The organism is Mesorhizobium sp. DxT, from assembly GCF_058448885.1.
The window spans coordinates 549,976-564,348 of sequence record NZ_JBZFLJ010000001.1; the positions used below are offsets into that span (position 1 = coordinate 549,976).

General features: G+C 60.8%; 11 protein-coding genes. 2 read left to right on the forward strand and 9 right to left on the reverse strand.

The window, feature by feature from the left end; all coding sequences use genetic code 11:
* Positions 1 to 3: 3 nt before the first annotated feature.
* The 4 genes from ACVJNE_RS02610 to ACVJNE_RS02625 all read right to left on the reverse strand — a co-directional run bounded on the left by ACVJNE_RS02610 (position 4) and on the right by ACVJNE_RS02625 (position 5,364).
* Positions 4 to 1,269, reverse strand: a complete 1,266-nt coding sequence (locus ACVJNE_RS02610) for a polysaccharide biosynthesis/export family protein (protein WP_499562710.1) — start codon at positions 1,267 to 1,269, stop codon at positions 4 to 6.
* Positions 1,266 to 3,395: a GumC family protein gene (locus ACVJNE_RS02615; RefSeq protein ID WP_499562712.1), complete on the reverse strand. Its 2,130-nt coding sequence runs from the start codon at positions 3,393 to 3,395 to the stop codon at positions 1,266 to 1,268. The genes ACVJNE_RS02610 and ACVJNE_RS02615 overlap by 4 nt, the downstream gene beginning before the upstream one ends.
* Positions 3,396 to 3,528: 133 nt before the next feature.
* Complete coding sequence (locus tag ACVJNE_RS02620; protein ID WP_499562714.1) at positions 3,529 to 4,293, reverse strand: LuxR C-terminal-related transcriptional regulator; 765 nt, start codon at positions 4,291 to 4,293, stop codon at positions 3,529 to 3,531.
* A gap of 351 nt (positions 4,294 to 4,644) precedes the next feature.
* A complete protein-coding gene (locus ACVJNE_RS02625; protein ID WP_499562715.1) occupies positions 4,645 to 5,364 on the reverse strand; it encodes a Crp/Fnr family transcriptional regulator in 720 nt (239 codons plus the stop codon).
* A 525-nt stretch (positions 5,365 to 5,889) separates the two neighbouring features.
* Between ACVJNE_RS02625 and ACVJNE_RS02630 the strand changes: the two genes are divergently transcribed.
* The gene (locus ACVJNE_RS02630; RefSeq protein ID WP_499563194.1) at positions 5,890 to 8,133 is read left to right on the forward strand and encodes an AGE family epimerase/isomerase; all 2,244 of its coding nucleotides are present in this window, start codon (positions 5,890 to 5,892) and stop codon (positions 8,131 to 8,133) included.
* 189 nt (positions 8,134 to 8,322) lie between these two features.
* Entirely contained in the window at positions 8,323 to 8,556 is a 234-nt protein-coding gene (locus ACVJNE_RS02635; RefSeq protein ID WP_039711332.1) for a DUF6894 family protein, read from the forward strand.
* A gap of 40 nt (positions 8,557 to 8,596) precedes the next feature.
* Here ACVJNE_RS02635 and urtE read toward each other — a convergent pair whose 3' ends face one another.
* From urtE to urtA, 5 genes are all read right to left on the reverse strand, one after another.
* Positions 8,597 to 9,292 carry an urea ABC transporter ATP-binding subunit UrtE gene (gene urtE / locus ACVJNE_RS02640; protein ID WP_499562717.1) on the reverse strand — a complete coding sequence of 232 codons (696 nt, stop codon included), beginning with the start codon at positions 9,290 to 9,292 and terminating at the stop codon, positions 8,597 to 8,599.
* A gap of 2 nt (positions 9,293 to 9,294) precedes the next feature.
* Positions 9,295 to 10,041 carry an urea ABC transporter ATP-binding protein UrtD gene (urtD, locus tag ACVJNE_RS02645; RefSeq protein ID WP_499562718.1) on the reverse strand — a complete coding sequence of 249 codons (747 nt, stop codon included), beginning with the start codon at positions 10,039 to 10,041 and terminating at the stop codon, positions 9,295 to 9,297.
* A gap of 3 nt (positions 10,042 to 10,044) precedes the next feature.
* Complete coding sequence (gene urtC, locus ACVJNE_RS02650; protein ID WP_499562720.1) at positions 10,045 to 11,277, reverse strand: urea ABC transporter permease subunit UrtC; 1,233 nt, start codon at positions 11,275 to 11,277, stop codon at positions 10,045 to 10,047.
* Positions 11,274 to 12,920, reverse strand: coding sequence for an urea ABC transporter permease subunit UrtB (urtB, locus tag ACVJNE_RS02655; protein WP_499563196.1), 1,647 nt, complete (start codon positions 12,918 to 12,920; stop codon positions 11,274 to 11,276). Before urtB ends, urtC begins: the two co-directional genes overlap by 4 nt.
* A gap of 75 nt (positions 12,921 to 12,995) precedes the next feature.
* Positions 12,996 to 14,282, reverse strand: coding sequence for an urea ABC transporter substrate-binding protein (gene urtA, locus ACVJNE_RS02660; RefSeq protein ID WP_499563198.1), 1,287 nt, complete (start codon positions 14,280 to 14,282; stop codon positions 12,996 to 12,998).
* Positions 14,283 to 14,373 lie beyond the last annotated feature (91 nt).

Consider the following 14,373-nt stretch of genomic DNA (forward strand, 5'->3'; position numbering starts at 1 on the left):
GCTTCAGTTCGTGTTGGCGCTCGTAGCGACCGGTCGAGCCATCTCGGCTCTCAGGATATCCCCCGGCTTGATCTGTTCGCGTTCGCCGACGGGCGTTTCCTCATAGTCGCCCTCGGCCGTTCGGCGCAGGATGCGATAGGACAATGTCACGCCAGCTTGCAATCGCGCGCTCGAATCCGCCGTCATGGCGACTTCCACCATGGAGGCCAGAAGCGCTTCCTCACGTTTGGCCTTGCGCTCCAGCTCCAGTTCGACTTCCTGCAGCTTTGCGGCCGCCTCGTTGCGGCGCTGTTCCTTGAGCCCGTCGCGCCTTTGCTGGACTGCAAGCAGGTTCTGCCGCGCGCGCGCAAGATAGGAGTTGAGTTCCAGCGCGTCGCGCCGCGTGGCGGAAAGCCGGCGCTCGGATTCGCGCAGGTTTGATTTGGACGTCAGGCCGCGCTCGACGAGCTGCGACGTGGCAGCCACATCCTCTCCCAGCAGCCTTATTTCGTCTTCATGCAGTTCGATGCTTCGGGTGATGCTTGCGATCTCGTCGACGAAGCTTTGCTCCTGGGCCAGAAGTGCTTTCCCCTCAGCCTCCAGATTGGCATTGCGGATCGTCAGCAGATCCCGTTCACGTTCGTTGACCTTCCGCTGGAAGGCCAGGAGCGCCGGCTCGTTCTTGCGTGGCTCCGGCGGAATGAAATCGCCGTCGTCCAGTTCGGCACGAAGTCGCGCACGGGCAGCTTCCAGGCCCATGATCTGCAACTCGTTGTCATTCAGTTCCTGGCGCATTCCCAGAAGCTGGAGCCCGCTGCCGCTGGCCAGGGGCGTTTCCGCACGTCGAAGACCGCCACCCAGAGCAAAGAGTTCGAGCGTGATCATCCCCGGCCGATAGTCGTAGCGGCCAGGGGTCTGCACATCGCCAAGCACAAAAACCGGCGCGTAGCGGCTCACCGCTGCCGCTACCGACAAGCCCGGCACGAATTCCGCGAGTTCTCGGGAAAGCGCATCGGCGACATCCGCCGTGGATTTACCCGCTACTGTGACCTGGCCAAGAAGCGGGTAAGCGATCGCACCATCATTGATCGCGTATTCGCCGGACAGGCCCTCCTCGCCGAAGACCGTGATCGCGAGCACGTCACCGTTTCCGAGAAGGTATGGCTCGTTCGCAGCCTGACCGAAAGCAGTGGATACCGTGACAGCCAGCAAGGCGCTGCCGGCGACTGTAGCGAACAGGCGTTGGGTAACCCGGCTTTGCCGGGCTCTTTTGGCAATGGTGATTTTCATCGCGCTATCCTTATGATCGACCCTTGGCCGGATGTCTGGTCACCAGGTTGCCGCCTCAGTGACCAGGACGTGGTTTCCGGTGAAAGCTCCGGCTCCAGCGTCACATCCTTGGTAGCCCGGTTGAGGATGATCCCATCCGGCGCCGATCCGATCGCCGTCATGCGACGAAGTGCATCAAGCACATGTTCCGCGCGATCCTTTTCGCAGTCGACGACGAACAACGAGCAGTCGGCAAGCCCGGCAATCACGACGGCATCATTGGCGCGATCGAGATCGGGCGCGTCGAGCACAACAAGTTCGAAGGTATCCCTAAGGCGTGCAATGAACTGGCCAAACGCCGAGCTCTGCAGGAAAAGCTCCGGTGCGACCTTGCGAGATCGCGCGGGCACTATGCACGCTTGCGATTGAGGGTCGCGGTGGATGACCGCGTCACTCGCGAGTTCACTGTCCAATATGCCATCCAGCCATTCGTCGGGCTTCAGCCCCGCCGTCTCGGCGAGCTTCGGGTTTCTGAGGTCCGCCTCCACGACCACCGCCTTCAGCCCTGCCGCCGCCGCCGAACGGACCAGCCCAAGGGCCAAGCTTGTCTTGCCGCGTCCGCTTCTGGAGGACGTAACCGCTACGACCTTGTTACCCCGGGCCCGAAGACTGAGGCGGATGCCAGACAGCGCCAGGCCTAGCGGCGTAGCCTGATCCGCAACCGTCTCGAACCTGCCGCCGCGGCGAACCGGAAGGGGCGGCACCGCACCGATGACCGGTATGCCGGTCGTCTCCAAATCCCGCAGGATGCGCAGACGCCTGTCCGTCATCTCGCGCCACGTGATACCCAAAGCAGCAAGGCAACCGGCAAGCCCGATACCGAGAAGCAGCCAGTTGGACGGCCGCGGGCTGGCCCGCGCCGACGCCGGCTGCGCCTGCGAGATAAGTTGCGCTTCGGGCATTTCGAAACCGTCCTGCTCGATAGTCTGTTTGTATCGGACAAGATAGCTTTCGTAGATCGCCCGGTTGGCCGTCGCCTCGCGCTGCAACTGCGCGGCAGTCAGCTCGGCGTTGTTGGCCTCCGAAAGTTCCGCCTGGGCAGCCTGCAACGACTGACCGAGCGCTTCGAGATTCTCCCGCGCAATCGCGGCCTCATTAGCCAGACTCTGGATGAGCCGGTCCACCTCGACGCTGATCTGCCTGGCAAGAGCGTCCTTTTCAGCCGTCAACAGGTCGATCTGCCTGCTGCGAATGGCGCCACTCTTCTGCAGCGTATCCAGCTCCCGCTCGACCCGCGAATGCTCGGCGTGCAGAGACTGGATAGCTGTCGAGCCAAGAAACTCCGCAAGTGCCGGCACGTCCTGTTCGCCTGCCAGGCGTTTGACGACTTCGAGACGCGCCTCGGCTGTTGCGATTGTGCCTTTCACCCTGGCGGTTTCGGTGTTCGCCGCCGCGACAGCCATCGACTGCAGAGATACGCCGTTTGTCTGGATCAACCCGGCGCTCTGGCGGAAATGTTCCAGCGCCTGCTCCGATTGCTCGAGCTGCGCGCGAAGTCCGATCAGCGTCTCGCCAAGCCAGTCGCTGACCCTGCGGTTGGCTGTCTTCTGTATCTCGATCTGATGAGCCAGATAAGAACGCGCGAACGCGTTCGCGACACTTGCGGAGATTTCGGGTTTGGCCGACGCGTAGGATATAAAGATCGTGTACGAGCGGCCATCGTTGCTGACCCTTAAGTTTGACAATAACAGGTCGATCAACAGCTCATCGGAACGGGTCGTGGGTTGCGGCGCTAGTTCCATCGCTGCCGATGAATCGGAATTAGCCGGAGCAACAAACTCCACGACCGAGCGCAGGAGAGACACCGGGCTCCAGTCGACGAGCCGATGTTCCTCCACATTGATGCCTTCGCGCTTGAGTCGTTCGACCACGTCGACGGCAAGCGTGCGCGAGCCGATGATGTCGAGCTGTGTCCGCAGCACCGGACTATCCTGCGGCAGCGGCGATACGACGGATTCATTCGGGATCGCCTGAACCCGTCGCACGTCGAGAACGATGACCGCCTGCGAAACATAGCTGGGCGGTGCATTGACATAGCCGAACCACGCGGCCGACATCCCCAGGGCGCTTGCGACGGCGATAGTCACGCGTCGCCGTCGCAAGGTAAGCCAAGGGTTCCAGGACTGGCGGAGCTTTACGCTTCCGCCCGAACGCCGTACATCATCAACAATCATCTGAAACGCCCCCGCGTTAGAACTAACTGGCCAAACGCGTCAGCGATCAGGCCTGGAAGTTCGCGTGTTCCGGGAACATTTCATTGATCTTGAAAGCAACCTCGGTCCTGTTGGTTGCCTTGAGCTTCCGCATGATGTTGCGGATGTGAACCTTCACGGTGCTTTCGCGAAGATTGAGTTCGTAGGCGATAATCTTGTTGGCCTTCCCGCGACAAAGAGCGTTGACGACCTCTTCCTGCCTCTGCGTGAACATGCCCGACATCGGTCGGTTCACGTCGTTGCCGGCCTCGATCGCCCTGCGCATTGCCAAGACGCTGCTGGCCGGGAGGAATATTCCGCCTGCCAGCGCAAGATTGATTGCCTCGATGCATACATCGATCTGGACCGAAGTCGGGATGTACCCTTTGGCGCCGAGCTCGAGAGCCTTCAGCACATGGGCCAGCTCGTCGTTGTCGGCGAGCACGATAACGGGACATGCATACTCGGCCACCAGCTTGGTGATCGTCGACCCGACCGCGGCGTCCGCGGGACGCTGCCGCCCGATACATAGGAGTACTGCGGAAAGAGGCGGATGCTGGTTCTTCATCTGCCGCCATTCGGCGATTGTCCCGCACGCAACGACATCGAAGGGCATCTGCTTGGCGCGAAGTCCTTGAGCCAGGCAATCGCGATCGAGGACACGGGTGTCGAAGATAAGCAACGTACCCCTATCTTCTTGACGGTCGACCCCGTCACGGGCCCGCTCATTGAGATTGTCTTCACTTACGAGGAAAATTGAACGCTCTGGTCTTTCTTCATGGATACTGCGCATGACTAGTTGCTCCCCTTTACTACCTACATCAAGTTTCCGCGCCGCATCCAACCGCTTGCCACTTCGTTGGCGTTTGCCAATCATTAAGCTTAATAAGCGGTATACAATCCATTATTAGACCCAATCGATCAGGCTCACATTGATTAGGATTAAGTGAATTGCACAATTTCATTCTCAAAATCAGCAAAAATGAACATTCTTCGCAATAAATTGGATAGATAAGGAGAATCTTTGTTCGCATTTGATAGCTGACAAAGATTGACTCTCCGCCAACGCGATGAATTTACTGAACGACAACTGGTCAATCCTCACCCATGATGATAGCCAGACCATCACCTTTCGGAGGATACTTCACACCCGAAGGTATCGGTGATCGAAATCCGCAAGTTCGATCAACCGGTCTGGATTGAGGAACTCGACGGTTCCCTGCCGGAAAGAGAGCAATTCGTCTTCCCGCAATTCCCGCAGTTTGCGGTTGAGGTGGATCGGCGTAAGGCCAACCGCGTCCGCCAGATCGTTCTGCGTGAGAGGGCAGGCATACTGGCCTATTTCCGAGGGCCTTTTTCCTGTGACGCGACAACCAAGCTCCAGAACGATGTGCGATATCCGCCCCAGAACACTGCGGCGACCGAGGTTGACCATGTGTTCGCACATAATGGCGAGCCGGCGACCGGCCGAATTCAGCAGCACGCGATCGACAGGCGAGTTGGCGTCCAAACGCTCCATCGCAAAGCCTGGCCTGGACTCGAAAACGATGACGTCCGTGATCGCCGTGACCGAGAACCCCGCCATTCGGTTGTCCCCCGCCAGGCCTATGATGTCGCCCTTGATAGGAAAATCGATGATCTGTCGCTCGCCTTCGCCGACGAACTTTTCGATCCGACACCACCCGGAATGTACGATCCGGACGCGATGTCTTTCCTCGCCTAGCGGCGCGATCGTCGAATGCGCGGCATAACGCTTTGGCATGAAGCCAAAAGGTTCGAGATCCTTCAGCCCCTGCTGGCTGATCGTGAATCCGGCAAAAGCCGGATTCTCCAGCAAGGCGGCATGGATGTCGGCAGTCGACATACGAGATACGCCCCTTCCACCCTGGCGTGAATAATACATAATAGCCTCGTCAGGACAAAGTTCCCCATAGCGAAAGTTCGCTGGAAAATATTTGCTTCGGATCAAATGTCGTGACATCGTCTTCTGTCGCGAACATTCCAGAATAAACAGAAGCTAATTTAGGACTTCCCAGCACGGCCAAGCAATTCGAAGACGTGCATTTCCAAACCGATGGATTTTTGATCATGGCAAAAACCTCCATAACGCTTGGATACATGCCAAGACCACCGCTCACATCCCCCGATTAGGGTATGCATCTACGGCGCGATCGTTAGTGTTCAGGCTTTAATCCAAGTTCCCCACGCGCTCGCGAAAACGCAGTTTCATTGTCTTGCAAGCGCGGAGGGGCTGACAATGGACAATGCTACACCGGCGGGCGCAGACACGACCGTCGCACCCGGATTGGATACAGCCAGGCTGGATCGCCGTTCGCGTCGGCCGCTCGGCAAACATTCGGCCGCCCCCTCTGACGCGGTCGTTGCATGTGTGCTTTGCGGCGGCAGCGGTTCTCGCCTGTGGCCGCTATCGCGCCGTGACCGCCCCAAACAATTTCAGACGCTGACCGGCGGAAAGTCGATGCTCGCCAAGACGCTCGACAGGATGCGCGCCGGCAGGGAGGCGGATACTACCATCGTCGTTATCGGCGCCGCCGAGCATGAAAAGGCGCTTCTGGAGGCCGTCGAACCGCATGAGCCGTCGACTTGCCAGGTCATTCTGGAACCCATGCCGAAAAACACCGCAGCCTCCGTGGCGATAGCCGCCAGGCATGCGCTTGCCGACGGCGACGGCGATCCGTTGATGCTCGTGGTTCCGGCGGATCACGAGATCGGGCCAGACAACCTTTTCTGGGAGACCGTCGCCGACGGCATGGACGCGGCCCGCGACGGCAAACTCGTCGTATTCGGTGTCAGGCCGACACGTCCTGAAACCGGCTACGGCTACATTCAGATAGAAAGAAAAGCCGACCAACAATCCCCCAATTTCCTGCGTTTCGTGGAAAAGCCGGATGAAGCAAAGGCGGCGGCTTTTGTGGCCGACGGCAACTATCTCTGGAACGCTGGCATTATCCTTTGCAGGGCGTCTGCCATTCGGGATGCCTTCGAGAGGTTGCAGCCCGCGATATGGAAACGGGTTGGCAAGGCGTATGAGACCGCTGCGAAGCGGGGCCGGTCAACATTGCTGCCGCAAAACGTGTTCGCGACCATTCCACCCATTTCGGTCGATCACGGAGTGCTCGAGCATTTTGCCGACATAGCGGTCGTGGAGGCACGCTTCCAGTGGAGCGACGTCGGATCATGGGAAGCGCTCTTCACGCTCGGCGATGCGGATGCCAACGGCAATGTGGTGATGGGCGATGTCGTCTCACATGATTGCCACAGCGCATATATTCGCAGCGATGGTCGTCTGGTTGCGACCATCGGCCTTGAAGGCATCACCGTGGTCTCGACGGCAGATGCCACGCTCGTGGCCAAAACGTCGCGCGTCCAGGACGTTCGGCTTATCGCCGAGCGCCTCGAGCAGCAGGCTCGCGCAGAGTTGCGTTCCCCTCCGCAGATCGGACTGGAGCCTGCGTCTCCACGAATGCGGCTGCGGTGTCGGCGCTGGTTGACGGACGAGGCACTTCCATTCTGGGGTCGTCATGGCGTCGACCACGTTCACGGCGGGTTCCATGAAGCAGTCGGCCTCGATGGTGCCCCCATCATAAAGCCCAAGCGGATGCGCACGATGGCGCGGCAGGTCTATTCCTTCGCCGTCGCTGCCAGGCGCGAATGGTATCCCGATGCCCGGGAGCTCGTCGCACACGGGCTCGACTTCCTGCGCAGCCATGGACGGCGGACGGACGGCGGCTGGGTCAAGCTTCTCGATCCCGCGGGCGCGGTCCTCGACGGCGCGGGCGATGCCTATGACCAGGCATGCATGCTCCTTGCCCTCGCACATGCCCATCGCAGCGGATTTGCCGAAGCCAGGGACCTTGCCGACGAAACGATGGCATATGTCGATGGCGTGCTCGCCGACCGCCGGTCCGGCGGCTTCCGCGAGGATGATGCGGGTACCCTGCCGCGACGGGCGAACCCCCATATGCACCTGCTGGAGGCGTTTCTCGCCTGGCACAAGGCGACCGGTGAGACCTGCTGGCTGGAACGGGCGTCGGCGATCGGCGATCTCTTCACCCGCCACTTCTTCGACAGCGAAACCTGGACCGTCGGGGAATATTACGACGCTGCATGGCGCCCGATGCCGGGGCAGCAGGGAGACTGGACCGAGCCGGGCCATCATTTCGAGTGGTCTGCGCTGCTTTGCGAACTTGCAGCATGCTCGGATTGGAAGGACCAATCACGTGCTGCGTACAAGATTTACTGCTCCGCGCTCGCAAGCGGAACCAATCGGCTCACCGGCCTCGCTTTCGGCGCAGTGAGCCGCAATGGCAAGGCGTTAGACCGCATTTCAAGGAGCTGGCCACAGGCTGAGGCTGTCAAGGCGGCAATAGCTCTCGACCAGGCGGACGAATTGCAGCTCGCCCGGGAGGTGGAGGAGCGAATGGAACGCATCTTCCGCACTCACCTCTCGCCCGCAAAATCAGGTCTGTGGCTCGATCGCATTGCCGAAGACGGTACGCCGGTAGCAACCGACGTCCCCGCAAGCATTCTCTACCATCTCGTCACGGCCTTTAACCGCTACCTTGATTACCGATCGACAGAAGCAGACACCAACCGTCCTGCAAGCGCATGACACCGGAACTTTATCCACGTCTAACGCAACCAGCGCAGTGAAAAATTCTTGCAAAGGCAAAGGGCCGATGTTTCAATTCCTGTGGGATTGGAGGCGGGGTGTCCATCCTTAAACTGACCCGGAAGCAGATGAACTGGGGTTAATCCCGGCAAGCTATGCTTGTGCGAGATTGTTTAAGGGAAGCTGGAAATGCCGCATTTCTACTTCGATACGCGGAGCGGCGATGAAGTGCTCCTGGACGAGTCGGGGCACGAATTCGCCAGCGTTGAAGATGCGAGGCAGACGGCAGTCATCGCATTGCTCGACATGGCGCGTGAAAAAGCCACCAACCCTGATCGATTGGATCTCGCGATCGATGTAAGGGGGGACGCGACCGTGCTGTTCCGGACACGCATCTCGCTGGAAGTCAGCCAAGAGACTTAGGCGAGCGGACAAACCGCCAAGCTTTTCGGCATGCTTTGCCTCACAGCATCAGATGACGGCGCACATCTGGATCGTCGAGCCCTGACGCGCCACCCGAATACACGATCTGGCCCCGATCCATGATCGCGACGCGGTCGGCGAGCTCCCGGCAAAAGTCGAGATATTGCTCGACAAGCAGGATCGTCAGTCCAACCGTGTCCCGTAGATAGGTGATAGCCCGCCCGATATCCTTGATGATGGACGGCTGTATCCCCTCCGTCGGCTCGTCCAGCACCAATAGCTTGGGTCGCATCACCAGCGCGCGACCAATGGCAAGCTGCTGCTGCTGGCCACCCGACAGGTCGCCGCCCCGCCGTCCGAGCATTTCCTTCAACACCGGGAAAAGTTCGAAGACATGGTCGGGAATGCTGCGCTCACCGCGCTTCAGCGGTGCGAAGCCTGTTTCGAGATTTTCGCGCACCGTCAGAAGCGGGAATATTTCGCGCCCCTGCGGTACGAAAGCGATACCCGACCGGGCGCGATCGTACGCCGCGCTCCGGCCGAGCATCTTCCCCTCTAAGGAAATCGAACCGCTGCTGAGCGGATGGTGGCCGACGATGGCCCTAAGAAGACTGGTCTTGCCAACGCCATTGCGTCCCAGCACGCAGGTGATCCTGCCCTGTTCAACGTCGAGCGATACGCCCCGCAGCGCCTGCGCGGCGCCGTAGCGGAGGGTGGCATCCTGGACGGCAAGCATGCTCATCTCCCCAGATAGACCTCGACCACGCGCTCGTCGGACGAAACAAAATCGAGCGAACCTTCCGACAGCACGGAGCCCTCGTGCAGGCAGGTGACCTTGACGTCTAGCTCGCGCACGAAATGCATGTCGTGCTCGACGACGACGACGGAATGTGTACGCGCGATCTCCCGGAGCAAACGGGCGGTCTCAGCAGTCTCGGCATCGGTCATGCCGGCAACGGGCTCATCAACCAGAAGCAGCTTCGGGTCCTGTGCGAGCAGCATGCCGATCTCGAGCCATTGCTTCTGGCCGTGCGAAAGGTTCTCGGCGAAATCCTGGCGGCGGCCCTCTAGGCGGATCGTGGCGAGGATCTCGCCGATGCGCTCTTCTTCCTCGCTCGACTTGCGATGAAACAGCGTGGGGAAAATACCGCGCTGGCCCTTGAGGGCAAGCAGCAGATTGTCCTCGACGGTATGGCTCTCGAAGACGGTGGGTTTCTGGAATTTCCGTCCGATCCCCATCGTCGCGATGTCGGCCTCGTCATGCCGGGTCAGGTCGATGCTGCCGTTGAAGAAGACTTCGCCCGTATCCGGCTTCGTCTTGCCGGTGATGATGTCCATCATCGTCGTCTTGCCGGCGCCGTTGGGCCCGATGATCGCGCGCATCTCGCCCTTGTCGAGCACCAGCGAAAGGTTGTTGATCGCCTTGAAACCGTCGAAAGCGACCGACACACCGTCGAGATAGAGGATCGTGTCCGTGCGTGGCATGGTTCACTCCGCCGGCTGTGGTTTTGCCGGGCCCAGGTCGGGCGACGGGGCTTTCGGGCGGGCGCGAACGATCTCGTCCGCCACTACGGGTTTCGCCTCCGGCGCCTCCGGCGGTGTGCCACCCTCAGCGCGTGCGCTGCGGCTGCGCCAATACTGACGCAATTGCCCGATGGCACCGACGATGCCGCGCGGCAGGAAGAGTGTGACCGCGACGAACAGACCGCCAAGCGCGAACAGCCAAAGTTCCGGATAGGCAGCCGTGAACCACGACTTTGCGTAGTTGACGAGGACGGCGCCAATGATCGGGCCGAAAAGCGTGCCGCGCCCGCCGATCGCCGTCCAGACCACGACCTCGATCGAATTGGCCGGCGCGAATTCGCCGGGATTGATGATGCCGACCTGCGGCACGTAGAGCGCGCCGGCAATACCGGCGATGACGGCCGAGACAACGAAGGCGAACAGTTTCACGTATTCTGGCCGGTAGCCGATGAAGCGGGTCCGGCTTTCCGCATCGCGGACCGCCACCATAACCTTGCCGAGCTTGGAGCGGGTGATTGCCGAACAGATCAGGAGCGAAGCGGCAAGCGCCAGCGCAGTGATCGCAAAAAGTGTTGCCCGCGTGCCTGTGGCCTGAATCGGATAGCCGAGGATGTCCTTGAAATCCGTAAGCCCGTTATTGCCGCCGAAACCCATGTCATTGCGGAAAAAGGACAGCATGAGCGCATAGGTCATCGCCTGCGTTATGATGGAAAGATAAACGCCGGTCACCCGCGAGCGGAACGCGAACCAGCCAAACACGAAGGCGAGCAGCCCCGGCACCAGCATCACCATCAGCATCGCAAACCAGGCCTGGTCGAAGCCCCACCAGTACCAGGGCAGCTCCTGCCAGTTGAGAAAGACCATGAAGTCGGGCAGGTCGGGATTGGCGTAGACGCCCCGGTCGCCGATCTGGCGCATGAGGTACATGCCCATCGCGTAGCCGCCCAGCGCGAAGAACGCCCCGTGGCCGAGCGACAGGATGCCGACATAGCCCCACACCAGATCGAGCGCGAGCGCGAGCATCGCGTAGGTGAGATACTTGCCCAGCAGCGCCACCATGTAGTTGGGAACCCGCAGCGGATGACCGACTGGCAGCAGCAGGTTCGATGCCGGTACGAGGATGGCGACGGCGATCAGGATGGCCGCCACCCACAGGATCTTGCCGCCAAGCGCGTTGAGGAGGCGTTGCGTGATCATGCTTCCACCGCCCTCCCCTTCAGCGCGAACAGGCCGCGCGGACGCTTCTGGATGAACAGGATGATGAAGACGAGTACGAGTATCTTGGCCAGAACCGCGCCCGCGTATGGCTCGAGGAACTTGTTGACGACGCCGAGCGTCAGCGCGCCCACCAGCGTGCCCCAGAGATTGCCGACGCCGCCGAACACGACCACCATGAACGAGTCGATGATGTAGCCCTGCCCGAGATTGGGCGAGACGTTGTCGATCTGCGAAAGCGCTACACCCGCGAGCCCGGCGATGCCGGAGCCGAGACCGAAGGTCAGCGCGTCGACCCAAGGGGTGCGGATGCCCATGGAAGACGCCATGCGCCGGTTCTGGGTAACGGCGCGCATCTGAAGACCGAGCGCCGTGCGTTTCATGACCACGAGCAGGATCGCGAAGACCGCCAGCGCGAAAACCACGATCCAGAAGCGGTTCCACGTCATGGCAATGCCGTAGAAATCGAACGATCCCGACATCCACGTTGGGTTGCCGACTTCACGGTTCGATGCGCCGAAGATGCTCCGCACGGCCTGCTGGATGATCAGCGAAAGGCCCCAGGTGGCCAGCAACGTCTCCAGCGGGCGGCCATACAGCCACCGTATGATGCCCCGCTCGATAGCGATGCCGATGAGCGCGGTGACGAGAAAGGCAACTGGAAGCGCGAAGGCCAGCGTCCATTCGAACAGTCCGGGAAACGACGTGCGCACGATGTTCTGGACGACGAAGGTGGTATAGGCGCCGATCATCACCATTTCGCCATGGGCCATGTTGATGACGCCCATGACGCCGAATGTGATGGCAAGACCGATCGCCGCCAGCAGCAGGACCGAGCCGAGCGAGATGCCGTACCAGACGTTCTGGCCGACATCGAGCAGGGCCAGATGCCGTTCTATGGCCTTGATGCCTTCCTCGATCGCAGGCCTGACATCGTCCCCGGCCTGCCCGAGAATCGCCGTCAGGATGCCGAGCGCGGCACGGTCACCGCGTGCGCTGATCGTTTCCACGGCCTCGGCGATCTGTTCAGCCGAGGCATCGGTTTTCAGGATCGAAGCGGCTCGTGCCTGCTCCATCGCCCGACGCACGCCAGCATTTTCCTCCTGGGCCAATGCTTCGTCGAGCAAGGCCAGATTGTCCGGTTCGGCAGCGGCAAACATTGCCTCGGCAGCACTTCGGCGCGTTGCAGCACTGTCGCTCATCAGCGTGAGCTGGCCGATGGCGGCACGCACAGCCCGACGCAGGCTGTTGTTGACGCGAATGCGCTCGACCGCGCCTTTGGACGCTTCGCCGGCCTCCTCTGTCGTCAGCGCGTCGCTCAGCCGAACTGTGTCTCCCGAAGGAGCGGTGGTCACAACCTGACCGGTTTCTTCGACAACGTTGAGTTCGCCGGCTGCGAGCGCCTCAAGCAGCGGAACAAGCCGCACGTCTCCGGTCGCGGCAAGCTGGGCGACAACCTTGCCCCGATCCGAATAGCTTCCTTCGGGAAGCTGGCGCACCAATTCCTCAATGGATTGCGCTTGCGCCGCGAGCCCTGAAAACACGACCGCAAGTACGGCAATCGCAAGGAAAGCGATCCTTGATTGGACGATGCCGGGAATGCTCCGGATAGTTGGCGTGACCATGCGCTTCATCGCTTCTTCCTGCGAAAGGCCGGGTGAAGGCGCTGCACGTCGCCTTCACCCACGACCGTCATGAGGCTACATCGAACCGCCGCAGCTCTTGGTCTCGGTGTTGTAGTTGCCGCAGTTGACCGGGTCGGTCCAATCGGCTTCCAGCACCGCGGATTCGGGCAGGTAGTCGGACCAGGCATCGCCCGGCACCAGACCCTCAGTCTCCCATACGACGTCGAACTGGCCGTCATCCTGGATCTCGCCGATCAGCACGGGCTTGGTGATATGGTGGTTGGGCAGCATGACGGCCGTACCGCCGGTGAGGTTCGGAACCTCCACGCCGACGATCGCATCGATCACTGCATCAGCCTCGGTCGACTGAGCCTTTTCGACCGCGGCCGCCCACATGTTGAACCCGATGTAGTGCGCTTCCATCGGGTCGTTTGTCACACGCTCCTCATTGCCGATGAAGGCATGCCAGGTCTCGATGAACGAGGCGTTCTCGGGCGTGCCGACCGACATGAAGTAGTTCCACGCTGCCAGGTGGCCGACGAGAGGGGCCGTATCGAGGCCGGCAAGCTCTTCCTCGCCGACGGAGAACGCGACCACCGGAATGTCTTCCGCCGCGATGCCCTGATTGCCGAGCTCACGGTAAAACGGAACGTTGGCGTCGCCGTTGATGGTCGACACGACAGCGGTCTTCTTGCCGGACGAGCCGAAGTTCTTGATGTCGGAAACGATGGTCTGCCAATCGGAATGACCGAACGGCGTGTAGTTGATCATGATGTCTTCGGCGGCCACACCCTTGTCCTTGAGGTAGGCCTCGAGGATCTTGTTGGTGGTCTGCGGATAGACGTAGTCGGTGCCGGCCAGCACCCAGCGCTCCACGCCTTCCTCGTTCATCAGGTAGTCGACGGCGGGAATGGCCTGCTGGTTGGGCGATGCGCCGGTGTAGAAGACGTTGCGCTGGCTTTCCTCGCCCTCATACTGCACCGGATAGAACAGCAGCGAGTTCAACTCCTCGAAGACCGGCAGCACGGACTTGCGGCACACTGAGGTCCAGCATCCGAAGACGGCATCGACCTTGTTGACCTCGATGAGCTCGCGCGCCTTCTCGGCGGCGAGCGGCCAGTCGGAAGCGATGTCGACGACAACCGGTTCGAGCTGCTTGCCGAGCAGGCCGCCCTTCTTGTTCTGCTCTTCGACCAGCATCAGCATGACGTCTTTGAGCGTCGTCTCGGAGATCGCCATCGTGCCTGACAGCGAATGCAGTATGCCGACCTTGATTGTTTCGTCCTGCGCGGCAGCCGGTCCGGCCTGGGCGAGCATCGCGGCGAGAGCCGCGGCCCCAAGCAACCGGCGGGTAGATCCCATTTTCTCGATCATGGCGCCTTCCCCTTTCGTAATTTTTGCACCGCAATACGAAAAGCAGAATGCGTGCCAGATGACTTGCTCGTCAGGCGAG

Bases quoted from the DNA above. Each gene is read 5' to 3' on its own strand.
- ACVJNE_RS02620 (WP_499562714.1), bottom strand. From the start codon at position 4,293: ATGCGCAGTATCCATGAAGAAAGACCAGAGCGTTCAATTTTCCTCGTA.
- urtB (WP_499563196.1), bottom strand. From the start codon at position 12,920: ATGGTCACGCCAACTATCCGGAGCATTCCCGGCATCGTCCAATCAAGG.
- urtA (WP_499563198.1), bottom strand. From the start codon at position 14,282: ATGGGATCTACCCGCCGGTTGCTTGGGGCCGCGGCTCTCGCCGCGATG.
- urtC (WP_499562720.1), bottom strand. From the start codon at position 11,277: ATGATCACGCAACGCCTCCTCAACGCGCTTGGCGGCAAGATCCTGTGG.
- ACVJNE_RS02625 (WP_499562715.1), bottom strand. From the start codon at position 5,364: ATGTCGACTGCCGACATCCATGCCGCCTTGCTGGAGAATCCGGCTTTT.
- ACVJNE_RS02635 (WP_039711332.1), top strand. From the start codon at position 8,323: ATGCCGCATTTCTACTTCGATACGCGGAGCGGCGATGAAGTGCTCCTG.
- urtE (WP_499562717.1), bottom strand. From the start codon at position 9,292: ATGCTTGCCGTCCAGGATGCCACCCTCCGCTACGGCGCCGCGCAGGCG.
- urtD (WP_499562718.1), bottom strand. From the start codon at position 10,041: ATGCCACGCACGGACACGATCCTCTATCTCGACGGTGTGTCGGTCGCT.
- ACVJNE_RS02610 (WP_499562710.1), bottom strand. From the start codon at position 1,269: ATGAAAATCACCATTGCCAAAAGAGCCCGGCAAAGCCGGGTTACCCAA.